The organism is Bradyrhizobium sp. URHA0013 (assembly GCF_000518345.1).
Lineage (GTDB): Bacteria > Pseudomonadota > Alphaproteobacteria > Rhizobiales > Xanthobacteraceae > Bradyrhizobium.
On the sequence record NZ_KI912426.1, the window covers coordinates 1,748,778 to 1,775,368 of the forward strand.

Consider the following 26,591-nt stretch of genomic DNA (forward strand, 5'->3'; position numbering starts at 1 on the left):
TCAGCTGGAGGACATCATGGGTCGGACGTCAACACTTCTGCTCTCCGCCGCCGCAATCGTGCTCGCCGGCACGGTGCCGGCGCTCAGCGCCTGGCAGCCGCAAAAGCCGATCGAGTTCGTGGCGACCGCGGGACCCGGCGGCGGCACCGACAATCTCGCGCGCGCCGTGCAGAACATCATCACCAAGCACAAGCTGGTGGAGCAGCCGATCGTCGTCGTCAACAAGGGCGGCGGCAGCGGAGCGGAAGGCTATGTCTACGGCAAGGCATCCGCCGGCGATCCCTACAAGGTGATCTTCGGCACGTCGAATGCCTGGCAGCAGCCGCTCGTCTCCAAGGTCGCCTTCAACTACACCGATCTCACTGCCATCGCGGCAATGGCGCAGGACGAGTTCCTGCTCTGGGTCAAGCAGGACGCGCCCTACAAGACGGCGGGCGACTATCTGAAGGCGGCCGCATCGGGCGAATTCAAGATGGGCGGCGCGCAGTCGAAGGATACCGACGAGGTGCTGACCCGCATGATCGAGAAGGCCGGCCACATCAAGCTGACCTACATCCCCTTCAAAAGCGGGGCCGAGACCGCCGTGCAGCTCGCCGGCGGGCACCTCGACTCCCACGTCAACAATCCCAGCGAAAGCATCGGGCAATGGCGCGGTGGGACGCAACGGCCGCTTTGCGTTTTCAGCCCGAAGAGGCTGCCGCAGGGCGCCAAGGTCACCGCGACCGAAGGCTGGGGCGACGTTCCGACCTGCGTCGAGCAGGGTCTCGACATCAAGCAATATGAGCAGCCGCGGACGGTGTGGCTCCCCGGCAAGGTCACCCCGGACCAGGCCGCGTTCTATGTCGACCTGATGAAGAAGGTGCAGGCGACACCGGACTGGAAGGATTACATCGAGAAAACCTCCCAGGTCGACACGTTCCTGACCGGCGCCGATTTCGACAAGTTCATCAAGGACGACCTCGAGCACGTCAAGCAGGTCGCGGGCGAGCAGGGCTGGTTGGTCAAGTGAGGCGGCGCAAGCCTCCAACCCCTCCGTCGTCCCGGCCTAGTGCGCAATTGCGCACTAGGCCGGGACGACACCGAGCGTTGGGGAACATGCGCGCCATAGCCGGCCATTGTACTTAGCCTGACCGGAGCCTCCCATGATATCGCGCCGTGCCCTCGAACTTGCGACCGCAATCCTCACCGGCAGCTTTGGTGTGGCCGTCGTTGTCTCCAGCCTCGATAACGGTATCGGCTGGTCGAGCGCGGGCGTGGACGCCGGCACGTTCCCGTTCCTGACCGGCATCATCATCGTGCTTGGAAGTCTCTACAATCTGGTGCGCGGTTTGATGCCGGTTACGTCACTGGCGAATGTCCCCATCGCGATCACGTCGATTGAGCTGCGCCGCCTTGCCGGCCTGTTCGTGCCGGCGGCAATTTTTGTGGCTGCGATCCCGTTGGCCGGGATGTACGTCGCCTCAGCCCTGTACATCTTCGCGGTGCTGGCGATCCCCCGACAACAATCCGTGCCGCGCGCGCTTGGCATGGCGGCGGCGACGGCGCTCGCGCTCTACATCGTGTTCGAGCGCATGTTCCAGGTGAGCTTGCCGCACGGCGCGCTCGCCGCGGCCTTCGGCTTCTGACGGAGAGGCCGATGGACAATCTCCAGGAACTCCTTCACGGCTTTAGCATCGCGATCACGCTGCCGCATCTGGCGCTGATGGTGATCGGCGTGCTGCTCGGCATTCTTGTCGGCGTGCTGCCCGGGCTGGGTGCTCCGAACGGGGTGTCGCTGCTGCTGCCGCTGACCTTCGGCATGCAGCCGGTCTCCGCCATCATCCTGCTCTCCAGCATGTATTGGGGCGCGTTGTTCGGGGGATCCGTGACCTCGATCCTGTTCAACATCCCGGGCGAGCCGTCGTCTGTCGCCACCACCTTCGACGGCTACCCGATGGCGCGCGACGGCCGTCCGACCACGGCGCTCGCCACTGCGTTCGGCTCGGCGGCGTTCGGCGCGCTGATCGGCGTCATCCTCATCACCTTCCTCGCATCATGGGTGGCGCAGGTCGCACTCGCCTTCGGGCCGGCGGAATATTTCGCGGTCTATTTCCTGGCCTTCGCCAGCTTCGTCGGCATGGGCGGGACGGCGCCGATCAAGACCGTCGTCGCGCTGGCGATCGGCTTCGCCATTGCCGCCATCGGCATCGACACCGTTTCCGGCAGCGTGCGTCTCACCATGGGCGTCGACGAACTGGTCAAGGGCGTGAACTTCGTTGTCGCGGTGATGGGGCTGTTCGGCATTGGCGAGCTGCTCGTCGCCGTCGAAGAGGAGTTTCATGCCCGCGCGGTCTCGTCGAAGATAGAGTGGCGCGAGGTATTTCGCGCGATCGGCCGCCTGCCGCGGCATAGTGTGGCACTGCTGCGCAGCGCGGCCATCGGATGCTGGATGGGGATCACGCCAGGCGGCCCGACCGCGGCATCCTTCATGAGCTACGGCATCGCCCGCCGCTTCTCGCGCCGCGGCCGATATTTCGGCACCGGAGAGGTCGAGGGCATCATCTCGCCGGAGACGGCCGATCATGCCGCCGGCACCAGCGCGCTTCTGCCCATGCTCTCGCTCGGCATTCCCGGCTCGGCCACTGCGGCCGTCATGATGGGCGGGCTGATGATCTGGGGCCTCAATCCCGGGCCGATGCTGTTCGTGGACCAGAAGGACTTCGTCTGGGGCCTGATTGCCTCGATGTACGTCGGCAACATCGTCGCCGTCGTGCTGGTGCTGCTGACCGTGCCGGTCTTCGCCGCCCTGATGCGGATTCCCTTCGTGATCATCGCGCCGCTGATCGTGATCATCTGCGTCGTCGGCGCCTATTCGGTGTCGAACTCCTATCTCGATGTCGTTATGATGCTCGGCTTCGGCATCGTCGGCTACCTCTTCAAGAAGCTGTTCTATCCGCTGGCGCCGCTCGTGCTCGCGATCGTCATCGGCGACAAGGCCGAGGATGCGTTTCGGCAGTCGATGCTGATGTCCAAGGGATCGCTCGGGATCTTCTTCGCCAACAAGCTCGTGACGTGCCTGATCGTGGCCGGCATCGTGCTGTTGCTGCTCCCGCTCGTGCTGCAGCTTGCGCGCCTGGTGCGCAAGCCTGCGCCGTCCGCTGACGAGATTACAGCCCAAGAGAGAGCTCAAGAGACCGCTCGGGAGAAAGTGATCATATGACCGCACAGCCGCTCATTGCATTGGCAATGGGAGATCCCGCCGGCATCAGCCCGGAATTGACCGCCAAGCTCGTGGTGCAGGACGACATCCGCGCGCGCAGCCGGATCGTCGTGATCGGCGACCGCCGCATCTTCGACGAAGGCGCGCGCATTGCCGGCGTCAAGCCAGAGCTGACAACAGTGGAGCAGGGGGCCGATCTGCGCCTGGCGGAGGGCGAAACGCTGTTCGTCGATCTCGGGCACCTCGATCCCAGCGACGTCCAACAGGGGGTCGCGAGCCTCGCCGGCGGCAGGTTCGCGCTTGCCAACTACAAGCAGGCGCTCGAACTCGGCCGCGACGGCCGGGTCGATGCCGTCTGCTTCACGCCGTTCAACAAGCAGGCGATGCGGCTGGCCCGCGCCGAGTATGACGACGAGATCGCGTTCTCCGCGGAAGTGGTCGGGCTCAAAACCCCCGCAAGCGAGTTCAACGTGCTGGACCGGCTCTGGAACGCCCGCGTGACGTCCCATATCCCGCTCAAGGACGTCGCCGCGCGACTGTCCGGCGAACGCATCCATCGCGCGCTCAAGCTGACCGATGCCTGCATGCGCAACGCCGGCTTCGCCCGGCCGCGCATCGCGGTCGCCGGTCTCAATCCGCATGCCGGCGACGGCGGCAATTTCGGCCGTGAGGAGATCGATGTCATCGCGCCCGTGGTCGCGGCCGGCCAGCGCGAGGGCATTGCCGCCGAGGGGCCGTTCCCTGCCGACACGGTGTTCCTGCGTGCCAAGGGCGGCACCTTCGATGCGGTGCTGACGATGTATCACGACCAGGGCCAGATCGCGATGAAGCTGATGGGCTTTGATCGCGGCGTGACGTTGCTCGGCGGCTTTCCGTTCCCGATCTGCACGCCCGCCCACGGCACCGCCTACGACATCGCAGGCCAGGGCATTGCATCAATCGGCGCCAGCCGCGCCGCGGTGTTGCTCGCCGCGGAGATGGCCGCTCCGCGCGCTACCTGATTACACGCGCTGACCTGGCGTTACTTCGCGACAGGCGTCACGAGCTCCTTGTCAGCAGTATCCACGACAAAGACCGCCAACAGCTTCGCTGGCTCGGTGTCACTGGCATTGGCGCTGACGGCATGGCGGTCGCCGGGCTTTTCAGAGAAGTTCTCTCCCTTGTGATAAACCTTGGCAGGCTCGTCATTGACCTGGCTGCGGATCGCTCCTTCCAGGATTGTGGCATAGATGAATGCGGAGCGCGGGTGCATGTGGGCGGGCGAGGAGCCTCCTGGGCCGTACTCGACCAGCACGCCCTTCATGCTCTTGCCGGGGACATTGGGCAGCGCCTGGTCGAACACGACGGTCACCTTGGCCGTGGGTGTCGCCGTCTCGGCGGCATGGGCCGTCAGGAATGATGCGGCATAAACAGCGGTTGCGATCAGCAATCTGCGCATGGGAGTCTCCTCAAAGTTTCGCGAGCCAGGTTGCGAGCGACGTTTTCCCGAGCCGCGCCTCGCCGAGAGGGTTCAGCGACGTGTCGTCGATGGGAGCGCCGTAGTACGGCGCCCTTGGGTCTCCCACCACCGGTCGAGCGTCGCCGGACGCCTTCAGGCGCCGTGCGATGAAGTCATTGAAGGGCGCCTTCTCAGGTCCTGCAATATCGATCGTGCCGTTGAGCGGTTGGCCCATCGCGACCTCCGCGAGGCGATCGGCCACGTCCTCGGCCGCGATCGGCTGAAACAATGCCGAGGGAACGACGATCCGGCCATCGGCCGCACCCATATCGCCGATGGCGCCGAGGAATTCGAAGAACTGGGTGGCGCGGACGATCGAGTAGGGGACCGGAGATGCCTTGACGATGGTCTCCTGCGCCAGCTTGGCCCGAAAATACGCGATGTCGGGCGAACGCTCGGTCCCGACGATCGAGAGCGCCACATGATGCTTCACGGCCGCAGCCGCCTCGGTCGCGGCGAGGTTCTTGCTCGAACGCTCGAAGAATTCGAGCACGGCGGCGGGCTCCCACGACGGCGCGTTGGCAACGTCGACCACGACATCCGCGCCCGCCAGCACTGCTGCGAGGCCTTCTCCGGTGACGGCGTTCACGCCCGATTTCGGCGAAGCCGCGACGGCGTCGTGGCCTTGTTGCTTGAGCTTCGCTACGAGCTTGGATCCGATCAACCCGGTCCCGCCGATCACGACGATCTTCATGGCATGTCTCCTCGGGGCGTTGCGGGCGCGAGCGTTTCAGGGTCGACGGCGCGCGCGTCGCGAAAGCGATGAGGCGACTCTTACCGGGGAAATGGGGCAGGCTCTTGCCTGTAACCGGCCCGCCTTGTCCAAAAATGCTGAAGACGTCTGTCGGATCGCCGATAGATAAAGTTGCATATCGAAATCATCCGACGCGCGGAGCGCACCGCTGACGCCGGCATCCGCCAGCGGCGCTCGCTAGATTGCAGCGCGTCCTTGTTGGTGTTCGGTCACAGACGGCATTCGCACCACGCAGCGGAACCCGACATGGCTGGTCGAGGTGTCGACCGGTTCGGCGTGCCGCGCGGCCGGGCGATATCGGCGGCAATAATTCGGCGCGCAGAGGTGCGAGCCGCCCTTGAGGACCTTGCGCGGAATCTGGATGTCGGGGAGGCGCGGATCGTAACTTGTGTGCTCACCGCCGCCGCGAGGATTCTTGGGGATGCAGCAGGGTTTTGCGGCGTCGGCGGCGTGCTTTGACGACCACCAGTCGGAGGTCCACTCCCAGACATTGCCGATCATGTCGTAGAGGCCGTAGCCGTTCGGCGGGAAGGCCATGACCGGCGAGGTACGCTCGTACCCATCCTCGCCGAGATTCTGGACGGGGAAGTTGCCCTGCCAGATATTGGCCATGTGCTTGCCGCCCGGCATCAGCGCGTCGCCCCAGGCGTATTCCTCCGCCTCGAGGCCGCCACGCGCCGCGAACTCCCACTCCGCCTCCGTCGGCAAGTCCTTGCCGGCCCAGCGGGCATACGCTGCCGCATCGCTGAAGGAGACGTGGACGACGGGATGGTCGTCGAGGTCCTTGATGTTGCTGCCGGGACCATAGGGATGGCGCCAGCTGGCGCTGCGCAGGAAAGTCCACCACTGGCTCCAGTCGGTGAGATCGGTGATGCGCGGCAGCGGGGAGAACACCAGCGATCCCGCGTAGAGCATCTCCGCCAGCGCGCCTGGATAGTCCTTCGGATCGGGAACGACCTGCGCCTCGGTGACATGGCCGGTTGCGTTGACGAACTGCTTGAACTGCCGGTTGGTCACGGGCGTGCGGTCAATCCAGAAGCCGTCGACAGCGACGCGATGGCTCGGCGCCTCTTCGGAATAATGATGGTCCGAACCCATGCGAAAGGTTCCGCCGGGAATGAAGACCATCTCGCCGCTCTTCAAATCATCCGGCAACCACTCGCAGTGATCCAGATCCGCTCGCAACATGGTGGAAGCTCCGATACGCGCATTCCACCCGATGCTACTGCGCCAACTCTGGGAGACTTCGACGATAGCTCTTTGCCCTGCTCATTAGACGCATTGTCTGATCCCTACTTTTTTGGCCCTCGGGGAGAGGAGGACACTGCATTGCGTCCACATCTCTTTCCTTTGCACGCACGTTTGCGAGCACGCGGCAAATCCATGCCGCGTCCGCTCTGCCATCCGCAGAGCCCGTCCGCTCAATATCACTAAGGTTGCAAACGGTACCCGAAGATTGGACGGCTGTGATGTGCAGTTTGTGCCAGTCTGCGTGGCCAGTTGGTGAGACCCAATGCCCCATGCCGCAAAGCCTCAGTGCAGAGGCAATTCAGTGGCATGTCGAGCGACAAATTCGGCGATGATTTACCTCAAAACGGGAAGTCAGCATGTCGCACCCACCTCGCGTTGTGGTGGTATTTCGCTGCTGCCTGCCGCAGAATTGTCGCGCTTCAGTAACAGGGTACAGCCATGGGGCAATTCCTTCTGGTTGATTCGCGCAAGCTGGACGGTTTCGAAGGACTTCAACAGGCCGTCCACGGCTCGCATGTCGATGTGATGCAACTCGGCCGCGGTCGGTTGCGCGGAACGTTGTCCCATGTCGGCATCGGCGACTTCTCGCTCAGCATTGGTGCGTTCAACGTCGGCATACGCACGCAGCGAGTTTCCAGCGACGACAAGCTGATCATCGGGATGCTGCTCGTGGCTGAAGAGCGCGTCGCCCACTGGTCGTTCGACATGCAGCTCAACGATGTGCTCGTCATTCCGCCGCGGCTCGAACATGACGGTGTTTTTCACGGCGGCTCCGCTTACGCCGCCATGCGGTTCGACCTCAACGAGGTCGCGACGCTGTTCGGCGGAGAACTACGGTTGAGCGATCCCGACACATGGCGAAGTCGCGGGCATTTCCGCGCGGACCTCGCGACCGGCGCGGTCGCCTCGCGCCGCCTGGTTCGGGTCATGTCGCACCTGCGCGACAACAAATATGGGCTGACGCCGTCAACTGCCGATTTCTGGAAACGATCGATCGCCGAATGCATGGTTGCCAACGTCGCGTCGTCGCTGCCACCTGACGGCAACGGCTGGCTCCCTTCCGCCCGACGGCTGATCCGCAAGGTCGAGGAGTATCTCGACGACGCCGGGACGCGTCCGGTGCACGTGTCGGAAATTTGCGCGGCGCTGGGCGTATCGCGGCGCACCCTCCACCGCGCCTTTCAGGAGGTATTCGGCCTCGGCCCGGTCAGCTTCCTAAGGCACAAGCGTCTATGCGCTGTTCATTCCATCCTGCACCAGAGCGCACCCGGTTCGACCACCGTGACAGCCGTCGCCATGCAACAGGGCTTTTACGAACTCGGCCGGTTTTCTCAGTATTACTTTGCAATGTTCGGGGAGCGTCCATCGCAAACGCTTGGAATTACGACGCCGCACGCAGTCGAAGACGACATCGCCAGAGCCTAGCGCTCTGGGTCCGGACCGCGAACGGTGCCATGATCGCATGCATGCCGGCGTTTTGCCCGCGTCAAACGGCGAAAAAAACGTCATGAAAACAACCAGATGGCTACTGTGCATGGGGTTGTTTTCACGGTTTTGAGTTGGACAGGCAGGCCGCCTCCCGCTTCACGCCCCGCAGACGATCACGCCATACCAGCCCAGCCCGCGATAGGTCTCGTAGCCCGGCGTCGCATGGAACGCGACCAGCGTGCCGGAGCGGTCTTGATAGAAGCCGGAGCGCCGACCGTCCAGCGACAGCGAGATGCGTTCGCTGAGAATGCCTTGTCCGTCGGAAGCGGCGATCACGCGAAGATTGGAGTCGACCAGCAGCACGCGCGCCTTGTCGCTGTCGCCGACGCGCACGCCTTGCACGATGGCGCGGGCCTGTGCCTCCCAGTCGAAATGGATGGCGAGCACCCCGATCGGCGCGCCGTTGGCCTGGCCGCCGGCGCGGACGCTGGCGCAATAGGTCGCGACCTGGGCATTGCCGAGCAGCGGCTGGTTCTCGACGTCGCCCGCGACATAGTCGTCGCCGGAGCGCAGGGTCTTGGCCTCGCGAAACCATTTGGTGTGGGCGACATTCTGGCCGACGGCGTGAAAGCGGTCGGCGCGGCCGTTGGCGATGACGTTGCCCTCGAGATCGCAGAGCCAGAGGTCGAGATAGACGGTGTAGGCGCCCAAGATCACGCCGAGACGCTGCGAGGCATGGGACACGGCCGCGGCGTCGGGCGAGGCCGCGCAATCGACCAACGCTGAATCGGTCGCCCACCAGCGCACGTCGCAGGTACGTTCATAGAGGTTGCGGTCGATCAGCTCGATGGCGTTGAGCGAGAGGTCGACCATGCGCTCGCCGCGCGAGCGCTGGCTCATCCGGTCGATCGAGGAGACGAGATCGCCGGTCCGTTTCGTCAGTTGGCTTTCGAGCTCGCGGGCGATGGTCTCGACCTGCTGGCCGACGCCGCGGACCTCCTGCGCCACCACGGCGAAGCCCGCGCCCTGCGCGCCGGCGCGCGAGCTTTCGATCAGCGCATTCAGCGCCAGCATCTTCATCTGGTTGGTGATCTGCTGGATCGCCTTGGTCTTGTCGACCGCGATCTGGTTGACCTCCGCCGTGAGCCGGTTGATCAGCGCGGAGATATCGGAATCATCATCAGCGGGTTCATTTGCGATCGGCTTGGCTTTGAGACCCAGCGCAGCAGACATCGGGGGCTTCCCTTGGCAATGAGGTCTGATCTGCAACGAACCCGGAACAATCACTGACAGATCGAATACGATTCTTTTTCGGAGATTCCGCCTAACGCCTGCTTAATTTGCTGTTTTGCGGAATGCTCAAATGATAGTCAGTCCGCGTAGCAAAACGGCAATCCACCGCTTTGTGCCGCGCAGACGTTGCAAATCCCGGGGGATTGCGGGCCAATCGTCCCGTCGGCCGGACGATGCAATACTTCCGGCTCCCAGGTTCCTCAAACCGACCGTTGTTCATGACGCCGCCCGCCACCACCTTGCCCGTCGAAGCGCCCCAGGCATTCCTGGGGGTGGCGCGCTCGCTCACTGACAAGCTTTGGCGCGACCGGCTGGATGCGCGCGGGGCGGCGAAAGCGCTTGCCATCGTGCAGCGCCACCAACTGCCCGAGCTGCTGGCGCGGGTGCTGGCAGGCCGCGGTGTCGACAGCGACGCCGTCGCAGATTTCCTCGATCCCACCATCCGCAAGCTTCTGCCGGACCCGTTCACGGTGACGGAGATGGAAGCCGCCGCGAAGCGGATCGCGGATGCTGCAGCGAACGGCGAGAAGGTCGCGATCTTCGGCGACTACGATGTCGACGGCGCGACCTCGGCGGCGCTGCTGACCTGGCATCTGCGCCATTGCGGGCTTGACCCGCTGATCCACATTCCCGACCGCATCTTCGAGGGCTACGGGCCCAACACGGAAGCCGTGCGCGCGCTGGCCGCAAAGGGCGCCACGCTGCTCGTCACCGTCGATTGCGGCACCACCAGCATCGAGCCGCTCGCCGAAGCGAAACGTCTCGGCATGTCCGTCGTCGTGATCGACCACCATCAGGCCGGCACGGAGCTGCCGGAGGTCGATGCGCTGGTCAATCCGAACCGGCTCGATGATCTCTCCGGCCTCGGCCATCTCGCCGCCGTCGGTCTCGTGCTGGTGACGCTGGTCGCGGTCAATCGCGAATTACGCCAGCGCGGCTTCTGGAATGCGGAGATGCCCGAGCCTGACCTGCTCGGCATGCTGCATCACGTTGCGCTCGGCACGGTTGCCGATGTCGCGCCGCTGATCGGTCTCAACCGCGCTTTCGTCGCCAAAGGCCTGATCGCGATGCGGCGGCGCGACCATGTCGGCCACACCGCGCTGATGGACGTGGCGCGGCTCAACGGCCCGCCGGAGGCCTGGCATCTCGGCTTCATGCTGGGGCCGCGCATCAATGCCGGCGGCCGCATCGGCCGCGCCGATCTCGGCGTGCGGCTGCTTTTGGAGGGTGACAGCGTCGAGGCCGCGCGGATCGCAGCCGAACTCGACCGCCTCAACAGCGAGCGCCGTATCATCGAGCAGGCGGCCGAAGCGCAGGCCGAAGCCGAGGCACTCGCCTCGATCGGGCTCGAGGACAAGATCGGCGTGATTGTGACGGCCTCCGAAGGCTGGCATCCCGGCGTGGTTGGTCTCGTTGCGTCCCGGCTGAAGGAGAAGTTCTCGCGGCCCGCCTTCGCGATCGCGCTGGAGCCCGGCGGGATCGGCACCGGCTCCGGCCGCTCGATTGCCGGCGTCGATCTCGGCAAGGCCGTGCGGCAGGCGGTCACCGACGGCATTCTGCTCAAGGGCGGCGGCCACGCGATGGCTGCGGGCGTCACGCTGCGGAAGGAAAAGCTCGCCGAATTTCGCGCCTATCTCGAGCATGCGTTGGCGCGCGACGTTGCCGAGGCGCGCCACGTCAACGAGCTCTACATCGACGGCGCGGTTTCCGCGCGCGCGGTGACGACCGAGCTTGCAACGACGCTCAACCGCGCCGGTCCCTTCGGCAGCGGCAATCCGGAAGTCGTGTTGGCGCTGCCGGCGCACCAGCTCGTCTATGCGGACGAGGTGGGACAGGCGCATTTGAGGCTACGCTTCAAGTCGGGCGACGGCGCCATCGTCAACGGCATCGCGTTTCGTTCGATCGGACAGAAGCTTGGCAACGCGCTCGTTGCCAATCGCGGCCAGCAACTGCATGTCGCGGGATCATTGTCGGTCGATCGCTACCAGGGCGCCGAGCGTGTGCAATTCCGGGTCATGGATGTCGCGCTACCCGACCAGGGGCCATCCATGATTAGATAGGCCCGGCAAACAACAAAAAAACGAATAGAAAAAAGGGAGTGAGCATGGCAGGGCAGGTTGAGGGTAAAGTGGCGCTGGTGACGGGCGGCGCCTCCGGCATCGGCGAGGCCGTCGTCGAGCTGTTCGCGCGCGAGGGCGCCACCGTCATCGCCACCGACATCGACGAGCTACGCGGCCCCGAGCTCGGCGATCGCATCACTAAGGCCGGCGGCAAGGCGATTTTCCTGGAGCAGGACGTCACCAGCGAAGAGCGATGGATCGAGATCGCAGCCGAGATCGCGAAGCGCTTTGGCCGGCTCGATATTCTCGTCTCCAACGCCGGCATCGGCATTGCCGTACCCTCGATCGTCGACATGACGCTCAGCGACTGGCGCAAGCAGAACGCGATCAACCTCGATGGCGTCTTCCTCTCGGTCAAGCATTGCCTGCCCCTGATGCGCAAGACCGGCGGCGGCTCGATCGTCATGATGTCCTCGCTCGCGGGCCTGCGCGGCGCGCCCGGGCTGTCGGCCTATTCGGCGACCAAGGGCGGCGTGCGGCTGTTCGCAAAGTCCATCGCGATGGAGTGCGCGGCCGCCTGTGACGGCATCCGCGTCAACTCCGTCCATCCCGGCATCATCGACACGCCGATCTGGGGCAAGATCCCGACCGGCGCGACCGGCAACCAGGGCAACGCGCCGATCGACCCAGACGAGCGTGCGCGCGTCGTCACGCCGCTCGGCCGCGCCGGCCAGGCTGGTGAGATCGCCTCCGGCGTGCTGTATCTGGCCTCCGATGCTTCGCGCTACGTCACCGGCAGCGAGCTCGTCATCGACGGCGGCATGAATGCCGGCGGCGTGTCGCGGCGGCAATAGCCCGCCGCGCGGGCTGCGAAGGGCAGGGTGGCGCCCGCGGGGGCTGACGCGCAGGCGTCGGACCTGTACAACGCGGGCGTCTTCCGGCCGACAGAGGTGTCCTTCCGCCATGGCGCACAGCCTTCACTCTTCGTCATCTACGCCAGCAACGTTCCGCTCGAACCGTCCGGACCTCGTGACCGACGCGATCCGCAGCGCGCGCGAGGATCTTGCCGCCTGCTTCCGCATGGCTGCGCGCAACGGCTTTGAGGAGGGCATCTGCAACCACTTCTCGGCCGTGGTGCCGGGCCATGACGATCTCTTCCTGGTCAACCCTTACGGCTACGCCTTCCGCGAGCTGACTGCGTCAAAACTGCTGATCTGCGATTTCCACGGCAACGTGCTCGACGGCGAGGGCGTGCCCGAGGCGACCGCGTTCTACATCCATGCCGAGATGCACAAGCGCCTGCCGCGCGCCAAGGTCGCCTTCCACACCCACATGCCCTACGCCACGGCGCTGTCGATGACCGAGGGCGATCCGCTGATCTGGGCCGGCCAGACCGCGCTGAAATTCTACGGTCGCACGGCCGTGGACCGCGACTACAACGGCCTCGCGCTCGACAACCGTGAAGGCGCGCGCATCGCGTCCAGCGTCGGGAATGCCGATATCATCTTCATGAAGCATCACGGCGTGATGGTGCTGGCACCAACCATCGCGGACGCCTGGGACGATCTCTACTATCTCGAACGCGCCGCCGAGGTGCAGGTGCTGGCGATGTCGACGGGCCGGAAAGTGCTGCCGGTCGATCCCGCGATTGCGGCCGAGACCTACAAGCAGATGCGCGAGGGCGATTCCGAATCCGCCCGGCTGCATCTTGCGGCGATCCGTCGCCAGCTCGATGCGGAAGAGCCGCAGTACCGGCATTGAGGCGCGTTACGACCCTTGGCGCAGCTTCGCCAGCACCTTCAACCCGCCATAGCCATCGGCAGGTGTGATCCCCGCGCGCTGCTGAAAATCCTTGATTGCCTTCATGGTGTCGTTCCCGACACGGCCATCGGTGCCGCCGGTGTCGAAGCCGGCCTTGGTCAGCCGCGTCTGCATTTCCTGCACCTCGGCTAGCGTCAGCGCGCGCTCGGAGCCGGGGAATGGCTGGATGAAAGGCGGGGCGCCGAGGCAGCGGTCGCCGAGATGGCAGATCGCCAGCGCGTAGTTCATCGAGGGATTGTAGCTCTTCACCGCGTTGAAATTCGGCCCCAGCAGAAACGTCGGCCCGCCCGCAACCGGGGTCCACATTTGCGCGGATGCGGAGGCTTGCGGGAACGGCTGGCCGTCGGCACGGGTGACGCCGGCCGCCTGCCAAGCCGCATAGGTCCGGCTGCCGCTCATCTCACCGGGCGCGCGCACCTCGTAGCCCCAATGCTCGCCGCGGTGCCATTTGCCGCGGTTGACGAGATATTTTGCGGTCGAGCCCAGCGCGTCGTCGGGCTTGCCGAACGGCGACACCTTGCCGTCGCCATCGTAGTCGATGCCGACATTGAGCCAGACCTCCGGCATCCATTGCGAATGCCCCATCGCGCCGGCCCAGGATCCCTGCATCTGCTCCGGCGTGCTCCAGCCCTTGTCGACGATGCGTAGCGCGTTGATCAGCTCGGTCTCCCAATAGGCTTTGCGCCGCGGCTCGTTCCAGGCGAGGGCGGCGAGCGAGGGAAACACCGGCGTCATGTGGTTCTGCTGCACCAGCGGATCGCCGTAGGCGGACTCGACGCCCCACAGCGCCAGCAGCGTGCCGCGCTCGACGCCGAAATCGCGCTCGATGCGTGCGAGCAGCGCCTCGTTGTTCTTCAGGGCGATCTTGCCGTTGATGATACGCCAGTCGGAGACGCGACGGTTGATGTATTGCCAGACCTGCTCATGGAATTCGGGCTGGTTGCGCATCTGCTTGAACACGCTCATGTCGGGCTCGACCCGCGCCATCGCGCGCTGCCAAGTCGCGGCCGAAATGCCTTTCGCCATGGCACGGGCGCGAAAACCCTCACGCCATTCCTCGAAGCCTGGAGGCGCGGCCAGGATGCGCGTTGGGACTGCGACGAGTGCGGCTGCGCCGAGCGTGGATCGAAGCAGAGCGCGGCGGCTACGAGAGGCTATGGAATCAGCGTGTTTCATGGACCCATTCTAGCGGGAAACATGGTGGCTGTGACCAGTTCCTGGAACTGCAGGAACAGACGCGGGCCCGCGTTCCCCGGAACAAACTGTCGCACTCCCGCATTCCCCCAGCATCACGTTTGAGGAGGAGAAGATGAGGAAATATCTGTTTGCCGCCGCCATGGTCACCGCCATCGCCGCGCCTGCGTTGGCCGACGAAGTCGGCGTTCACGTCGGTCCGGTCGGTGCCGGTGTGACCGTCGGACAGTCTCACGAATATCGTGAGCGGGACCGCGATCGCGACCGCACCACCGTCATTAGGGAGCGCGAGCCCGCCGACCGCACCACGGTGATCAAGAAGGAAGATGAATTCGGCAATCGCAGCAAGACCGTGATTCATCACGACAACGACTGATGGAGTGGGGCCCCGGCCGATCGCCGGGGCCCTCCGTCGCTCGCGGTCCGTTCATCGAGAATTCGGGGTGGAATGAAGATACGCGCGCACGCGGAGAGCCATGTCGTCGAACTGGACGACGGATCGCAATGGCAGATCTTTCCCGGCGATCTCGCCACCACGCTGAGCTGGGAGCCCGAAACCGATCTGCACCTGGAGCGAAGCGGCGAGCGGGTGAGTTCGCATGAGCTGGTGAATGACGCCGATCAAGGCCGCGTCCGGGTGATCGCAGCGGGCGAGACCTGGCCTGATGGCGAGGTTAAGAAAGTGTTGAAGGGCGGGTAGGGCGCGCCTGCAACAGGTCGGATATCCCCAATTTTGAGCCTGTCACTTTACGGTCGGTTTGCCTCCGTCTGCGCATAATGCGTGAATGCAGGAGCTGTTCGACATTATCCGCGCCAATCCCTGGCCGTTCGGGGCCGAGTTGTTCGTCGTCATCCTGATGATCCTCGCGGAGAACTTTGGGCGCGGTATTCAAGGCGACGGCGCAGTCAGTGACTTTTCGGATTCGGACGGTGGCGGCTGCGGCGACGGAGGAGGCGACTAGGGCTGGTCAGCGGCCGAACGCGCTTCGCCTAGTCCTCCTGCAAATCGGCTGCGATGCCTGCGAGCCAGCGGCGAATGCTTGCTTCGGCCTTGGCGTCGAGCCCGGCGGCCAGGCGCTTCTCCAACGCAATCACCCGTTCCCGGCACGCCTTCAAAAGCGTCGTGCCGCGCGGCGTCAGCTTCCATTGCTGGATGCGGCCGTGGACGGGATGGGGCGTCATCACAATCGCACCGTCACGTTCAAGATTGCGGATGATGACGCCGACGGTCTGGGGCGTCAGAAAGGTGAGGCGGGCAACGTCGGCCCCTGACAGTCCCGGATAAGCATTGAGCATGGTCAGCACCGCGAATTGCGGAGAGGTGACACCGAGATCGGCCAGCGACCGCTCCATCGTCAGACGGACTGCGGCGTGGGCCTGGCGCAGCAGATAGCCGAGATAGCCTTGCTCGCCGCGCTTGCCTTCCCCTGGGGCTGGGACGCGCACCGCCGGGGTGGCCGTGGCTGCCTGCCGCCGCGGTTGCGATCTCGTGATATCAGGTGGCTTGCGCGTCATGTAAGTGCTCTTATAATGTGTCAGCGCTCTTACAATACCACGAGGTGAACGGCAATGTCACACGCCCGCAGCGAATACGAGGATTTCAAGAGGATCGCGCCCGACGCGTATGAGCTGGTGCTGGCGCTCGGCCAGGTCGCGGCCAAGGCCGGCCTCGACAAGCAGCTTCTCGAACTGGTCAAGCTGCGGGCATCGCAGATCAACGGCTGCGCCTTCTGCCTGCAGCATCACATCCTGCTTTCGGAGCGGATCGGCGTCCCTGTGGACAAGCTCAATTTGGTCGTGGTCTGGCGCGAGGCGCCGATCTTTTCCGCGCGGGAACGTGCCGCGCTGGCGTGGACCGAGGCGCTGACCTGCCTGCCCGACGGAGTCGGCGAAGACGTGTACGCCGAGGCGAGCCGTGAATTCTCGGAGACCGAGCTGACATACCTGACCTCGGCGGTCGCCTCGATCAACGTCTGGAACCGTTTTGGTGCGGCGTTTCGCTGGACGCCGGCGAAGCGGCCGGTCGCAGCGAATGCGGCGGCATCCTGATTGCAACCAAGGGAGATCATGATGACAACGATGAGTCTGCCCACCACCCCGCGCCCGTTGCCATCGCGCTCGATGGCGATCGCCGTTATCGGCGGGCTCGCCTGCGCGCTTGGGATTGGCAAGGCGCTGCCGGTAACGATGGACACCATATCCGGCGCACTCTCGCCGCTCTGCGCCACAGCTGCCGAAAGCTCGCCGCTCGACAAGGTCGAACCGATTGGCTCCTACGCGCTGCCGAACGTACCGGGCAAACGCGTCACCATCGTGCGCGTGTTCTACGGTCCCGGCGGGTTCTCGCGGCCGCATCGTCACGCGGGATCCGTCACCGCCTACATCACCAAGGGCGAGATCCGCTCCCAGCTCGGCGGCGGCCCGGTCGAAACGTTCGGCGTCGGCCAGTCCTTCTTCGAGCCGCCCGGCTCGACCCATCTGGTCTCGGCCAATGCGAGCACCACGGAGCCGGCGGAATTGATCGCGGTGTTCGTGGCGGACGAGGGCGCGCAACTCACGACGCTGTTGGAATAACTGGCACTCACAGTCCGAAGTCGCTTTTGTTCAGGTCGGCTGCGATCGCTTCAGACGTTTCCATAGCGGTGAAAGACCGTATGTGACGGCCGGTATCGCAACCGCCCCGACAAGGAGGCCAACGACGCCCGAGATGGCTGCCTCGACCGACCATTCGACGATGCCGGCAATGGAGGGAAGGAAATGCGCGGCGGCCTCGGCGGCGGCATGGACCGTATGACCGATCACTGGTGGGCCGTATTGTTCGATGCCGTGCAGGATGATGCCGCCGCCGACCCAGATCATGGCGGCGGTGCCGATGGTGCTCAGCACCGCAAGGAAGGCCGGCATGCCGCGGACGAGCGCACGTCCAAGCAAGCGGATTGCGCCGCCAATGACTGAGGCGCCGCTATACCGCGCAAGGGCCAGGCCGACATCGTCCGCCTTCACGATCAGGGCGACCACGCCGTAGACACCAACTGTGATGAAAATGGCGACGAGGGCCAGCACGAGCGCCTGCGTCCAGATGCTGCCCGCCGGGACGGCTGCCAACGTGATTGCCATGATCTCCGCTGACAGGATGAAATCCGTCTTGATGGCGCTCGCGACCTTCTCGTCCTCGACCGACCTGGCATTCAACGCAATCGGCTGGGGCTGAGCTTCGTGGTCGTGCGCATGATGCGGCATCACGGCCTCGAGCACCTTCTCGGCACCCTCGTAGCAGAGAAAGGCGCCGCCCAGCATAAGCAGCGGCGTGACTGCGGCGGGAAGGAAATAACCAAGCAACAAAGCGATGGGCAGCAGGATCAGCAATTTGTTGCGGAGCGACCCAACCGCAATCTTGCCTACGATCGGCAGTTCGCGTTTCGAGGCAAAGCCGATCACGTAGTTGGGCGTGACGGCTGCGTCATCGATGACCACGCCAGCCGCCTTTGCTCCCGCCTTGGCCGTTTGGCCCGCGACATCGTCGAGCGAGGCTGCCGCCACCTTTGCGATCGCTGCGATATCGTCGAGAAGACCAATCAGTCCGACACTCATCAACCCAGTTCCTTCGGCCTTCCAGCGGGCGGTGTGTGCGACAAACACGTTGTTGCACTGCCTGGCAATGGAAGGAGCAAGCCGTCAGTTCTCGTCGCCGCCCGATCCCTCGCGCAGGTCCGGCTTGAGCACGTCCTCCGGCAGCGCATGCGCCACGGGCTGCGGCGTGCCGGCGATCTCCGGGCCGACCTCGCGGCCGCGGGCGCGGATCAGGCGCTCATAGGCGGAGACCAGCGTGACGTAGGGACTGACCCAGATCCAGCCGTCCCGAGTGAACACCTGTACGTCGAAATGCAGGTGCATCGAGGTGCCGGCGGGATGGTCGAGATAATTCGAGACCACGCCGATCTTCTCGCCCTCCGATACGATGCGGCCATTGAGCAGGCCATCGGCGTTCAGTGCCTGCGGGTTCATATGCATGTAGCGGAAACGGATGTGCTCGCTCCGGCTGTTGATTTGCAGCGTCACTGCCTGGTCCTTGGAAGCGCGTATGACCCTCGCATCGCGCACGGCGACGACGGCGCGCTGCTTGGGATCACAGGCTTGGCGGCCTTCACCGGGCGGTGGGCACTCAGCCGCGCGGATGTCCTCGCCCTGATGGCCATAACCGCCGCCGCATTGCCAGACCTCGAAACTGCGGGACTCGCAGAAATTGTCGCGCCAGGGATAGGCGGTCGTGCTCTCCATCTTGTCGCGCTTGGCATAGGATTGCGAGTGTACGAACGCGGGCGCCTTCTCGAGAGGAAAGCGGATCTGTGCGTAGGCCATCACGTCGGGATGGCCGCCCTGCTTGCGATAGCCGGTGTTCGGGATGATGTCGCCGCTCGGCCGGTAGGTGAAGTCCGGGGAACGTGCCCCGGGACGATCGAGAATGTTGGAAGCGACGTCCGTCAGCGGCCGCATGCGCTGGCCGCCGGCCACGCGCAGCGCCTTCAGGAAGCGTTCGGCGACCGGATAGGCCTCCTTGCAGGCAAGCCGCCGCGGTTTTGCGACGCTGTCGAGGCATTGTATCGACACCACATAGGTGACGCCGAAACGGGTGAAAGCGTAGCGTACATAGCCTTCCCGGATGAACTTGCGCAAGTCCGGGTAGAGCGCCGCGAGCGGTTTGACCGGCTCGCCCTTGCCGCCCGAGGGATCGGCAATGTCATAGACGAGCGCCGAACCCGTAATCTGCACCTCGACCGGCCTTGCGAAGACTCGGCTCGGCATGCCGTCTCCGGTACCAGGCTCGAACGAAAAGGTCGCGCTGTAGCCGGCGGGCCCGGCATCGAACATGTCGACGGAATTGAAGTCGGCCTGGTAGCGCGACAGCGCGAGGGTCGCCGGCGCGCCATTGCGCCGTGCTTCGAAATACGCGGCAGCGTCGAACGGCAGCAGCACGGGCACGGAGCTCCGGGCGATGCCGGTGAAGAATTGCGAGGAGATCGCATTGAGCTGCACCAGCGCCGGCATTGCGCGGGAATCATAGCGCGGCACCGAACGACGGGGGGCGAAGATGAAGTCGTCCGCGGCCCGGGGATGGGCGTTGATTTCGGTGCGGAGCTGGTCGAGCGCCGCGCGCCAATCGACGCGCAGCGCCGTGAGCGAGGGGCTGCGGAACTCATCCGCGGCAAGCGGAGAGGCAATGAAGAGCGAAAGCGACGCCAGAAGTTGCGAGACGAAGCGGAAACTTTTCCCAACCACTGTCTCGCCCCCCGGCGGCACCTGTTGCGCTCGCTTTGGCCCCGTCAGTCCTTGGCGCGCTCGGAGTAGGAGCCGTCTTCGGTCATCACGACGATTCGGGTGCCGACGGCGATGTGCGGCGGCACGGTGGTGCGCACGCCGTTGGACAAAATCGCGGGCTTGTAGGACGAGGAGGCGGTCTGGCCCTTGGTCACGGGCTCGGTCTCGACCACTTCGAGCGTCACGCGCTGCGGCAACGCGATCGACACCACATTGACGTCGTGCGTCGACAATTTGACCGTCATGCTCTCCTGAAGATAGGCCGCGGCGTCGCCGATGACGTCCTTCGACACCTGGACCTGGTCATAGGTTTCAGGGTTCATGAAGTGGAAACCATCACCGTCTTCATAGAGATAGGTGAAGTTGCGTTCTTCGATCGTGGCCTTCTCGACCTGGTCGGTGGTCTTGTAGCGCTCGGAGATCTTTACCCCGTCCGAGATTCGGCGCATCTCGATCTGGCTGACCGGGGTGCCCTTGCCGGGATGGATGTTCTCGGCGGTCACGACGACATATAGCTTGCCGTCTTGCTCGATCACGTTGCCCTTGCGAATAGAACTGGCGATGACTCTCAAAGCTGTATTTCCTGCTTGCTTGGCCCGGCTCGGGCCAGGAGGTGGTCAAATTGATGGGGGACCTGGGGCCCCAAATCAGACCGCGGCACCCGTTTCGGGCCGCAACATACTGGTTTTGCCGTTGGATGCCAGCGTTTTGCTGGCCAACGGAGCAGTCGGCTAATGGCTGGGGACAAGCCGATGTCGCCGTTCTGGTCCCCCTCGCGGCATCTCGACCGCCGGCCGTTCCTTCAGGCCAGGGGGGCCATCACAGGGGCTCTACGGGGATTTTTCGCCGAGCAGGGCTTCATCGAGGTCGAAACCTCCGTTCTCCAGATCTCTCCGGGCAACGAAACCCATCTGCATGCCCCCCGGACCGAGATCATGCGACCCGACGGCAGCCATGTGAGCCGATATTTGCGGACTTCGCCGGAATTCGCCTGCAAGAAGCTGCTGGCGGCCGGAGAGACCCGGCTTTTCGAGTTCGCCCGGGTGTTCCGGGACCGCGAGCGCGGCGACCTGCATTTGCCCGAATTCACCATGCTCGAATGGTACCGGGCAGACGCCCCCTATGACGCCATCATGGCCGATTGCGTCGTCCTCATCGCCCGCGCGGCCCAGGCGACCGGTATCGGCACGTTCGCCTTCCGCGGCCGGACCGCCGATCCCTTCGCCGAGCCGGAGCTCGTAACGGTGGCCGGCGCCTTCGAGCAGCTTGCGAGAATCGACCTGCTTGCGACCATTTCCGGCGGCGAGGGCGACCGCGCCTCGCTCGCCCGGGCCGCTGCCGGCAAGGTCCGCGTCGCCGAGGATGACACCTGGTCCGACATCTTCAGCAAGGTCCTGGTGGAGCATGTCGAGCCGCATCTGGGGCATGGGCGTTTGACCATTCTGTTCGAATACCCATCTCCAGAGGCGGCACTGGCGCGCTTGAAGGCGGGCGATCCTCGCGTTGCCGAACGGTTCGAGGTCTATGCCTGCGGTGTCGAGCTCGCCAACGGCTTTGGCGAACTGACGGACGCCGAGGAGCAGCGCAAGCGCTTCACGCAATCCATGGCGGAGAAGCAACGCCGCTACGGCGAAGCCTATCCGCTGGACGAGGACTTTCTGGACGCGGTCGCGGCCATGCCGGAGGCAAGCGGCGTCGCGCTCGGCTTCGACCGGCTGGTGATGCTGGCGAGCGGCGCATCGCGAATTGATCAGGTGGTCTGGACGCCGCCTGCAAATGAAACGTTAAGCGAGACATGATGAAGAGCAATCTTGCGCGCACATTGCGCGAGCCGGCCGAACTTGTGGCCGAGCAGCTGGTATCAGCCGAAGCGCTGCCGGCGCTCGAACGTGTTGCCGCGCGCTACGCAGTTGCGATCACCCCCGCGCTGGTCGATCTGATCGACAGGTCCGATCCCGACGATCCCATCGCGCGGCAATTTGTTCCGACGGCCGCGGAGCTGGAGATGCAACCGGGCGAGAACGCAGATCCAATCGGCGATCATCCGCACTCGCCGGTTCCCGGGATCGTGCATCGCTATCCCGACCGCGTGCTGTTCAAGCTCGTTCACGTCTGTGCGGTCTACTGCCGCTTCTGCTTCCGCCGCGAGATGGTCGGACCCGGCAAGGAGAACGCGCTCTCGGACGCCGCCTATCGCGCGGCGATCGACTACATCCGCTCGCACGGCGAGATCTGGGAGGTGATCCTGACCGGGGGCGATCCCCTGATGTTGTCGCCGCGGCGGATGAGCGAGATCATGGCGGATCTTGCCGACATCGATCACGTTAAGATCATCCGCCTTCATACCCGCGTGCCGGTGGCCGATCCCGCGCGCATCAGTGACGAGATGGTCGCGGCGCTCAAGGCCGAAGGCGCCACCACCTGGGTAGCGCTGCATGCCAACCATGCGCGCGAACTGACAGGGCCGGCGCGTGCCGCCTGCGCGCGGCTGGTCGATGCCGGAATCCCCATGGTAAGCCAGTCCGTGCTTTTGCGCGGCGTCAATGACAATTTGACCGCTCTGTCGGATTTGATGCGAGCTTTCGTCGAATGCCGGATCAAGCCCTATTATCTGCATCACGGCGATCTCGCGCCCGGCACGGCGCATCTGCGAACGACGCTCGCCGAGGGGCAGGATTTGATGCGGCAGCTGCGCGGACGGGTGTCCGGACTGTGTCAGCCCGACTATGTCATCGACATTCCCGGCGGCGCCGGCAAGTCGCCGGTGGGGCCGAATTACTTGGTGCCGATGCAAAATACCGCACCTGATGCGGGTGATGCGGCATCGGAAACGCGCTATCGTATCGTGGATTATTGCGGCGACATTCATGTCTATCCGCCCGAGACCTGAAGATGCCGGCTTGAGAAATGGAGAGGTAAAATGAGAAGCATCATTTTGGCACTGTCGCTTCTGACGGTGTTCGGCAGCGCCGGCTTCGCGCAGACGGGAAGCAAGGGATCGACGACCTCGGGACAATCGGCGGGTTCTTTGCCGCCTGCGCCCGTGGGCCATCGGCAGCCGCGCGTCGGCGACGTGCCAAACGAGAAGAACCTGAGCGACCCGAACGATCCCCTCAGCAAGGAAAATCAGGCGCTCGACAAGAAGATCAAGAGCATCTGCCGCGGCTGCTAGGCGCCGTGGAAAGCGGGCAGGGTGCGACAGCCTCACCCCGCCCGCGATCGTTCGGTCAGGCGGAGCGCTCGTGCAGCCCAGCGCGCTTGGTGTTGCGCCGGATCTCGACCGCGTCAGCGAGCTGCTTGAGCACGGTTGCCGTGGTCGCCCAGTCGATGCATCCGTCCGTGATGCTCTGGCCATAGGTGAGCGGCTTGCTCGGCACCACGTCCTGGCGCCCGGCGACCAGATTGCTCTCGACCATCACCCCCATGATGCGGTTCTCGCCGCCGGAAATCTGGCCGGCGATGTCGGCTGTCACACGCGGCTGGTTTTCCGGCTTCTTGCTCGAATTGGCGTGGCTCGCATCGACCATCACGAGCGGTGCGACGTTCGCTTTCGCCAGATCGTTGCAGGCCGCTGCGACGCTCGCCGCATCGTAATTCGGCGTGCTGCCGCCGCGCAGGATGATGTGACAATCCTCGTTGCCCGCGGTTGAGGCGATCGCCGAGCGGCCGAGCTTGGTCACCGCCATGAAATGATGGGGATTCGAGGCCGACTTCACCGCGTCCGCCGCGATGCGCACATTGCCGTCGGTGCCGTTCTTGAACCCGACCGGGCAGGAGAGCCCCGAGGCCAGCTCGCGATGGATCTGGCTTTCGGTCGTGCGCGCGCCGATCGCGGCCCAGGACACGAGGTCCGCAATGTATTGCGGCGTGGTCATGTCGAGGAATTCGGTGCCGGCGGGCAGGCCGAGATTATTCACCGCCGAGAGCACGTTGCGCGCCAGACGCAGGCCCTTGTTGATGTCGAAGCTGCCGTCCAGATCAGGATCGTTGATCAGGCCTTTCCAGCCGACCGTGGTCCGCGGCTTCTCGAAATAGACCCGCATCACGATCTCGAGCTGGTCGGCAAGCTCTTCGCGCAAGCTCGCGAGGTGCTCGGCGTAGTCGAGTGCGGCCCTGGGATCATGCACCGAGCACGGGCCGACCACGACCAGAAGCCGGTCGTCCTGGCCATTGAGGATTGCATGGATGGCGTTGCGTGCCGCCATCACCACGCGCGTCGCCGTGAGCGTGCGTGGGACTTCCCGCATCACCTCTTCGGGCGTGCTCAGCTCTTTCAGTTCGCGGATACGAAGATCGTCGGTCGTGCTCAGCACGGCGGGCTCCTGTCATTTTGAGAACCTGCCGGCCAATAAAAAAGCCGCCAGGTCTGGCGGCTTGTTCGGACTAGATGCTGCAATTTGTCAGATTGAGCGTGATCCTCCCACCGCCAGCGAGCTGTCGTAGCTAAAATACCAATAGAAGCTGGTGGTGGCGGTGATCATGGCCAGTCATATAGCGCGGGGGCGGCGGCTTGTCACCCCCCGAATGGACGTGACGGCCACGGGCGCCTCAACTGTTGCTTTTGCGTGCCGCCAGCGCCATGCCGATCAGCGTGGCGCCGCCGAACAGCAGGTTGATCCCGACGAGGATGCCGATCGCCCATTCCGCCGAGCTCGGCAATCCCGTGATCACCATGAACGAGATCGCGATGTCGACGAGGCCCGAGATCAGGAGCCACGACCAGCGGCCGCCCGGCTCGCGACGATGCTCCAGTGCGTACATGATGGTGGCGACGCCTTCGGCGAGGAAATAGGCGCCGAGCACGATGGTCAGCGTCAGCACGGCCTGCATCGGCCGCGCCAGCAGCAGCATGCCTGCGAGCACGGCGAGCGCGGCCGAGATCAGCGACCACCAGAAGCCCGGCGTGCTGCGTGCCCAATAGGTGGCGATCAATCCGCCGATGCCGCTGATCAAGAACATCCAGCCCAGGAAGATCGCAATCGCAAGGCTTGCGAGCGGCGGCAGGATCAGCGCGGCTACGCCGAGCACGGAAAGCAGGATGCCTTCGAACAGGAAGGCCTTCCAATGCGCCTTGACCCTCCGGCTCAAGGCGGATTGCAGCCGGGAAAGATCCTCAGGCGATGTCATGGGCAGGCTCCGGATCGAGACGTGTGTGCTCGATCTAGTCTAGTACGCGCACACCGCGCTTGCCATCCCGCGGTTCAGCCGCCGCCGTGCGCCGACGAAAAACCTTCGCCGCTGGTGCGGATGCGGTTGCGGCCGAGAACATAGATCGCGGTCGTGACGATCAGAAGTGCGAGGCCGAGCAGGATCGAGACCAGGCCGATCGGGATCAGGGCCAGCGTCAGATTGCGCTCGGGGTTGATGAGCCAGTGATGGATCGAGGTCAGCACGAAGGCGAGCCCGAGAAAGCCGACGCCGCCACCGGCCAGCAGCAGCGCCCACATCCGGCGGAGCTGGCTGAGGCGCTCCCGCGCGACGTCGGTTCGGGGTGCATGATGGCGCGCGACGCGCCGTACCAGTCGGATGGCGAAGGCGATCGAGCTGAAGCCGATCAGCAGGCTCGCGCCGCCCAGCCACATCCGCAGCGTCGGATCGAGATCCGGCATGCGCTGGAGTGTGAGCAGGGGGAAGTCGAACGCCGAATGCAGGGCGAGCGGGCCTGCGAAGATCAGCAGGCGGCTGGAGAGACGGGCCCAGTCGCGATGATGGCGGTTCGCACCCAGCGCCGTGCCGGCGCGCGCGATAGTCAGATAGGCGCCGGCGATAATGCCGAGCGCGCCGTGGAACGGCACCGTCAGCACGCTGCGCAAGGCGGCCAGCGAGCGCCACATTTCGGCGTGCTGGACGAGATAGGCGAGGTTCTCGTAGGCGGCGAAGCCCAGGCCGACCGCGGCGCCATAGACCACGGTGTCCATCGGATTGGCGAAGGTCCGCCGCTTGGTCGAGGCGACCAGCACGATGGCGATCACCTTGACCGCTTCCTCCGGCAGCGCGACGCCGAAGATCGAATGCATGGCCAGCGCCGCCCACGGGTTGTCCGGGGCCGCGACCATTTTGGCGAAAGGGGCGCGGGCCAGGCCCAGCAGCGAAATGCTGGCCGCGCCGAGCAGGAACGCGGTCCAGACCTGGGCCGGCGGTCCCGGGCGTTCCTCGGCGGCGATGACAAGCCACAGCATCAGCAGCGCCGGGGCAATGGCGGCCGTTCCGATGACGGTGGGTAACGCTTCAATCAGGTACATCGGCGCCGAAAATAGGTTCCCTTGATCCGCTTATCCACATCGTCCAATGCGACCTTCTGTCATGCGCTTGCTGTCGCGTCTCTTAACAAGCGTGACAGCCTGCGTTCATCAAGACGGTCGCCGAAGTGTAGAATATGGAGTGCAATCAATCGCATGACAGAACCACCTCGTCATCCCTGACAACGGTCGCGCGCCCGTCGTCGGATCGCGATTGGTAAGTTAGATCAAGGCAATGTGCAGGTTTCTTCGATTCACGATGAACGGGTCGCCGAGGCAAGTCCAGAGCCGGGATAGCCCCTCCGGGCGAGGCATGGCTTGGCAAGCCGGCCTAGTCACGCTTCGTCGCACGAGAGGGTGACGAGATCCGGCGTGTCCGGATCTGCTCCAGCTCCCAAAAGGCGCGTATGAGGAACGTGCCGAGACAGAGCACGATGAGCAACAGCAGAAAGGCCTGGTCGACGGCAGGGATGTGAGTGGGGATGGGAGTCATGGCAATGATAAAGCAACGCCCGTGCCACGCGTTCCCGCCGCGGCC

At 64.7% G+C, this 26,591-nt stretch carries 28 protein-coding genes; 16 read left to right on the top strand and 12 right to left on the bottom strand.

Annotation, left to right across the window (positions count from 1 at the left end; all coding sequences use genetic code 11):
• The first annotated feature begins 16 nt into the window (after positions 1 to 16).
• The 4 genes from N551_RS0128895 to N551_RS0128910 all read left to right on the top strand — a co-directional run bounded on the left by N551_RS0128895 (position 17) and on the right by N551_RS0128910 (position 4,200).
• A complete protein-coding gene (locus N551_RS0128895) occupies positions 17 to 1,009 on the top strand; it encodes a tripartite tricarboxylate transporter substrate binding protein (protein WP_027569890.1) in 993 nt (330 codons plus the stop codon).
• Between the two features lie 133 nt (positions 1,010 to 1,142).
• Positions 1,143 to 1,625, top strand: a complete 483-nt coding sequence (locus N551_RS0128900; RefSeq protein ID WP_027569891.1) for a tripartite tricarboxylate transporter TctB family protein — start codon at positions 1,143 to 1,145, stop codon at positions 1,623 to 1,625.
• Positions 1,626 to 1,636: 11 nt separating this feature from the next.
• Entirely contained in the window at positions 1,637 to 3,199 is a 1,563-nt protein-coding gene (locus N551_RS0128905) for a tripartite tricarboxylate transporter permease (RefSeq protein WP_027569892.1), read from the top strand.
• Entirely contained in the window at positions 3,196 to 4,200 is a 1,005-nt protein-coding gene (locus N551_RS0128910; RefSeq protein ID WP_027569893.1) for a 4-hydroxythreonine-4-phosphate dehydrogenase PdxA, read from the top strand. The genes N551_RS0128905 and N551_RS0128910 overlap by 4 nt, the downstream gene beginning before the upstream one ends.
• Positions 4,201 to 4,220: 20 nt before the next feature.
• Here the strand turns inward: N551_RS0128910 and N551_RS0128915 are convergent, their stop codons facing one another.
• The 3 genes from N551_RS0128915 to N551_RS0128925 form a co-directional block, all read right to left on the bottom strand.
• Complete coding sequence (locus N551_RS0128915) at positions 4,221 to 4,637, bottom strand: cupin domain-containing protein (RefSeq protein ID WP_027569894.1); 417 nt, start codon at positions 4,635 to 4,637, stop codon at positions 4,221 to 4,223.
• Between the two features lie 10 nt (positions 4,638 to 4,647).
• Positions 4,648 to 5,391, bottom strand: a complete 744-nt coding sequence (locus N551_RS0128920; protein WP_027569895.1) for an SDR family oxidoreductase — start codon at positions 5,389 to 5,391, stop codon at positions 4,648 to 4,650.
• A gap of 237 nt (positions 5,392 to 5,628) precedes the next feature.
• Positions 5,629 to 6,639, bottom strand: coding sequence for a formylglycine-generating enzyme family protein (locus tag N551_RS0128925; protein WP_027569896.1), 1,011 nt, complete (start codon positions 6,637 to 6,639; stop codon positions 5,629 to 5,631).
• 501 nt (positions 6,640 to 7,140) lie between these two features.
• Here N551_RS0128925 and N551_RS0128930 point away from each other — a divergent pair.
• Entirely contained in the window at positions 7,141 to 8,127 is a 987-nt protein-coding gene (locus tag N551_RS0128930; protein ID WP_027569897.1) for a helix-turn-helix domain-containing protein, read from the top strand.
• Between the two features lie 159 nt (positions 8,128 to 8,286).
• Here the strand turns inward: N551_RS0128930 and N551_RS0128935 are convergent, their stop codons facing one another.
• Positions 8,287 to 9,363: a methyl-accepting chemotaxis protein gene (locus N551_RS0128935; protein WP_027569898.1), complete on the bottom strand. Its 1,077-nt coding sequence runs from the start codon at positions 9,361 to 9,363 to the stop codon at positions 8,287 to 8,289.
• A gap of 278 nt (positions 9,364 to 9,641) precedes the next feature.
• Between N551_RS0128935 and recJ the strand changes: the two genes are divergently transcribed.
• The 3 genes from recJ to N551_RS0128950 all read left to right on the top strand — a co-directional run bounded on the left by recJ (position 9,642) and on the right by N551_RS0128950 (position 13,244).
• Positions 9,642 to 11,483 (top strand): single-stranded-DNA-specific exonuclease RecJ, encoded by a 1,842-nt coding sequence (recJ, locus tag N551_RS0128940; RefSeq protein ID WP_027569899.1) that lies wholly within the window; start codon positions 9,642 to 9,644, stop codon positions 11,481 to 11,483.
• A gap of 44 nt (positions 11,484 to 11,527) precedes the next feature.
• Complete coding sequence (locus N551_RS0128945; RefSeq protein ID WP_027569900.1) at positions 11,528 to 12,337, top strand: SDR family NAD(P)-dependent oxidoreductase; 810 nt, start codon at positions 11,528 to 11,530, stop codon at positions 12,335 to 12,337.
• A 109-nt stretch (positions 12,338 to 12,446) separates the two neighbouring features.
• The gene (locus N551_RS0128950; protein WP_027569901.1) at positions 12,447 to 13,244 is read left to right on the top strand and encodes an aldolase; all 798 of its coding nucleotides are present in this window, start codon (positions 12,447 to 12,449) and stop codon (positions 13,242 to 13,244) included.
• Between the two features lie 6 nt (positions 13,245 to 13,250).
• On the opposite strand, the gene N551_RS0128955 is transcribed toward N551_RS0128950, so the two are convergent.
• Positions 13,251 to 14,480 carry a lytic murein transglycosylase gene (locus N551_RS0128955; RefSeq protein WP_027569902.1) on the bottom strand — a complete coding sequence of 410 codons (1,230 nt, stop codon included), beginning with the start codon at positions 14,478 to 14,480 and terminating at the stop codon, positions 13,251 to 13,253.
• 133 nt (positions 14,481 to 14,613) lie between these two features.
• Between N551_RS0128955 and N551_RS0128960 the strand changes: the two genes are divergently transcribed.
• The 3 genes from N551_RS0128960 (at position 14,614) to N551_RS39065 (ending at position 15,460) form a co-directional block, all read left to right on the top strand.
• Positions 14,614 to 14,874, top strand: a complete 261-nt coding sequence (locus N551_RS0128960) for a hypothetical protein (protein WP_027517762.1) — start codon at positions 14,614 to 14,616, stop codon at positions 14,872 to 14,874.
• 72 nt (positions 14,875 to 14,946) lie between these two features.
• Positions 14,947 to 15,198: a hypothetical protein gene (locus N551_RS0128965; protein WP_027569903.1), complete on the top strand. Its 252-nt coding sequence runs from the start codon at positions 14,947 to 14,949 to the stop codon at positions 15,196 to 15,198.
• A gap of 85 nt (positions 15,199 to 15,283) precedes the next feature.
• Positions 15,284 to 15,460 (top strand): hypothetical protein, encoded by a 177-nt coding sequence (locus N551_RS39065; protein ID WP_197031198.1) that lies wholly within the window; start codon positions 15,284 to 15,286, stop codon positions 15,458 to 15,460.
• 28 nt (positions 15,461 to 15,488) lie between these two features.
• Here N551_RS39065 and N551_RS0128975 read toward each other — a convergent pair whose 3' ends face one another.
• On the bottom strand, positions 15,489 to 16,013 hold the full coding sequence (locus N551_RS0128975; protein WP_027569904.1) for a MarR family winged helix-turn-helix transcriptional regulator: 525 nt from the start codon (positions 16,011 to 16,013) through the stop codon (positions 15,489 to 15,491).
• Between the two features lie 54 nt (positions 16,014 to 16,067).
• On the opposite strand from N551_RS0128975, the gene N551_RS0128980 reads away from it, so the two are divergent.
• The gene (locus N551_RS0128980) at positions 16,068 to 16,547 is read left to right on the top strand and encodes a carboxymuconolactone decarboxylase family protein (RefSeq protein ID WP_027569905.1); all 480 of its coding nucleotides are present in this window, start codon (positions 16,068 to 16,070) and stop codon (positions 16,545 to 16,547) included.
• A gap of 21 nt (positions 16,548 to 16,568) precedes the next feature.
• Positions 16,569 to 17,072, top strand: a complete 504-nt coding sequence (locus N551_RS0128985; protein WP_027569906.1) for a cupin domain-containing protein — start codon at positions 16,569 to 16,571, stop codon at positions 17,070 to 17,072.
• Between the two features lie 30 nt (positions 17,073 to 17,102).
• Here N551_RS0128985 and N551_RS0128990 read toward each other — a convergent pair whose 3' ends face one another.
• The 3 genes from N551_RS0128990 to efp form a co-directional block, all read right to left on the bottom strand.
• Positions 17,103 to 18,089, bottom strand: a complete 987-nt coding sequence (locus tag N551_RS0128990) for a DUF808 domain-containing protein (RefSeq protein WP_027569907.1) — start codon at positions 18,087 to 18,089, stop codon at positions 17,103 to 17,105.
• Positions 18,090 to 18,173: 84 nt separating this feature from the next.
• Positions 18,174 to 19,796 (bottom strand): peptidoglycan DD-metalloendopeptidase family protein, encoded by a 1,623-nt coding sequence (locus N551_RS0128995; RefSeq protein WP_027569908.1) that lies wholly within the window; start codon positions 19,794 to 19,796, stop codon positions 18,174 to 18,176.
• 23 nt (positions 19,797 to 19,819) lie between these two features.
• On the bottom strand, positions 19,820 to 20,386 hold the full coding sequence (gene efp, locus N551_RS0129000; RefSeq protein WP_027569909.1) for an elongation factor P: 567 nt from the start codon (positions 20,384 to 20,386) through the stop codon (positions 19,820 to 19,822).
• Positions 20,387 to 20,548: 162 nt separating this feature from the next.
• On the opposite strand from efp, the gene epmA reads away from it, so the two are divergent.
• The 3 genes from epmA to N551_RS0129015 are packed head-to-tail and all read left to right on the top strand — an operon-like array spanning position 20,549 to position 22,986.
• The gene (epmA, locus tag N551_RS0129005; RefSeq protein ID WP_027569910.1) at positions 20,549 to 21,613 is read left to right on the top strand and encodes an EF-P lysine aminoacylase EpmA; all 1,065 of its coding nucleotides are present in this window, start codon (positions 20,549 to 20,551) and stop codon (positions 21,611 to 21,613) included.
• The gene (locus N551_RS0129010) at positions 21,610 to 22,704 is read left to right on the top strand and encodes a lysine-2,3-aminomutase-like protein (protein WP_027569911.1); all 1,095 of its coding nucleotides are present in this window, start codon (positions 21,610 to 21,612) and stop codon (positions 22,702 to 22,704) included. Before epmA ends, N551_RS0129010 begins: the two co-directional genes overlap by 4 nt.
• Positions 22,705 to 22,734: 30 nt before the next feature.
• On the top strand, positions 22,735 to 22,986 hold the full coding sequence (locus N551_RS0129015; protein WP_027569912.1) for a hypothetical protein: 252 nt from the start codon (positions 22,735 to 22,737) through the stop codon (positions 22,984 to 22,986).
• A 55-nt stretch (positions 22,987 to 23,041) separates the two neighbouring features.
• Here the strand turns inward: N551_RS0129015 and N551_RS0129020 are convergent, their stop codons facing one another.
• The 3 genes from N551_RS0129020 to N551_RS0129030 form a co-directional block, all read right to left on the bottom strand.
• Complete coding sequence (locus N551_RS0129020; RefSeq protein ID WP_027569913.1) at positions 23,042 to 24,127, bottom strand: 3-deoxy-7-phosphoheptulonate synthase; 1,086 nt, start codon at positions 24,125 to 24,127, stop codon at positions 23,042 to 23,044.
• Between the two features lie 235 nt (positions 24,128 to 24,362).
• The gene (locus N551_RS0129025) at positions 24,363 to 24,941 is read right to left on the bottom strand and encodes an HdeD family acid-resistance protein (protein ID WP_027569914.1); all 579 of its coding nucleotides are present in this window, start codon (positions 24,939 to 24,941) and stop codon (positions 24,363 to 24,365) included.
• Positions 24,942 to 25,015: 74 nt separating this feature from the next.
• A complete protein-coding gene (locus tag N551_RS0129030; RefSeq protein ID WP_027569915.1) occupies positions 25,016 to 26,056 on the bottom strand; it encodes a PrsW family glutamic-type intramembrane protease in 1,041 nt (346 codons plus the stop codon).
• Positions 26,057 to 26,591: the final 535 nt, after the last annotated feature.

Coding starts and splice junctions, on each gene's coding strand:
- N551_RS0128895 (WP_027569890.1), top strand. CDS start 17: ATGGGTCGGACGTCAACACTTCTGCTCTCCGCCGCCGCAATCGTGCTC.
- N551_RS0128900 (WP_027569891.1), top strand. CDS start 1,143: ATGATATCGCGCCGTGCCCTCGAACTTGCGACCGCAATCCTCACCGGC.
- N551_RS0128905 (WP_027569892.1), top strand. CDS start 1,637: ATGGACAATCTCCAGGAACTCCTTCACGGCTTTAGCATCGCGATCACG.
- N551_RS0128910 (WP_027569893.1), top strand. CDS start 3,196: ATGACCGCACAGCCGCTCATTGCATTGGCAATGGGAGATCCCGCCGGC.
- N551_RS0128915 (WP_027569894.1), bottom strand. CDS start 4,637: ATGCGCAGATTGCTGATCGCAACCGCTGTTTATGCCGCATCATTCCTG.
- N551_RS0128920 (WP_027569895.1), bottom strand. CDS start 5,391: ATGAAGATCGTCGTGATCGGCGGGACCGGGTTGATCGGATCCAAGCTC.
- N551_RS0128925 (WP_027569896.1), bottom strand. CDS start 6,639: ATGTTGCGAGCGGATCTGGATCACTGCGAGTGGTTGCCGGATGATTTG.
- N551_RS0128930 (WP_027569897.1), top strand. CDS start 7,141: ATGGGGCAATTCCTTCTGGTTGATTCGCGCAAGCTGGACGGTTTCGAA.
- N551_RS0128935 (WP_027569898.1), bottom strand. CDS start 9,363: ATGTCTGCTGCGCTGGGTCTCAAAGCCAAGCCGATCGCAAATGAACCC.
- recJ (WP_027569899.1), top strand. CDS start 9,642: ATGACGCCGCCCGCCACCACCTTGCCCGTCGAAGCGCCCCAGGCATTC.
- N551_RS0128945 (WP_027569900.1), top strand. CDS start 11,528: ATGGCAGGGCAGGTTGAGGGTAAAGTGGCGCTGGTGACGGGCGGCGCC.
- N551_RS0128950 (WP_027569901.1), top strand. CDS start 12,447: ATGGCGCACAGCCTTCACTCTTCGTCATCTACGCCAGCAACGTTCCGC.
- N551_RS0128955 (WP_027569902.1), bottom strand. CDS start 14,480: ATGAAACACGCTGATTCCATAGCCTCTCGTAGCCGCCGCGCTCTGCTT.
- N551_RS0128960 (WP_027517762.1), top strand. CDS start 14,614: ATGAGGAAATATCTGTTTGCCGCCGCCATGGTCACCGCCATCGCCGCG.
- N551_RS0128965 (WP_027569903.1), top strand. CDS start 14,947: ATGAAGATACGCGCGCACGCGGAGAGCCATGTCGTCGAACTGGACGAC.
- N551_RS39065 (WP_197031198.1), top strand. CDS start 15,284: ATGCAGGAGCTGTTCGACATTATCCGCGCCAATCCCTGGCCGTTCGGG.
- N551_RS0128975 (WP_027569904.1), bottom strand. CDS start 16,013: ATGACGCGCAAGCCACCTGATATCACGAGATCGCAACCGCGGCGGCAG.
- N551_RS0128980 (WP_027569905.1), top strand. CDS start 16,068: ATGTCACACGCCCGCAGCGAATACGAGGATTTCAAGAGGATCGCGCCC.
- N551_RS0128985 (WP_027569906.1), top strand. CDS start 16,569: ATGACAACGATGAGTCTGCCCACCACCCCGCGCCCGTTGCCATCGCGC.
- N551_RS0128990 (WP_027569907.1), bottom strand. CDS start 18,089: ATGAGTGTCGGACTGATTGGTCTTCTCGACGATATCGCAGCGATCGCA.
- epmA (WP_027569910.1), top strand. CDS start 20,549: ATGGCTGGGGACAAGCCGATGTCGCCGTTCTGGTCCCCCTCGCGGCAT.
- N551_RS0129010 (WP_027569911.1), top strand. CDS start 21,610: ATGATGAAGAGCAATCTTGCGCGCACATTGCGCGAGCCGGCCGAACTT.
- N551_RS0129015 (WP_027569912.1), top strand. CDS start 22,735: ATGAGAAGCATCATTTTGGCACTGTCGCTTCTGACGGTGTTCGGCAGC.
- N551_RS0129025 (WP_027569914.1), bottom strand. CDS start 24,941: ATGACATCGCCTGAGGATCTTTCCCGGCTGCAATCCGCCTTGAGCCGG.
- N551_RS0129030 (WP_027569915.1), bottom strand. CDS start 26,056: ATGTACCTGATTGAAGCGTTACCCACCGTCATCGGAACGGCCGCCATT.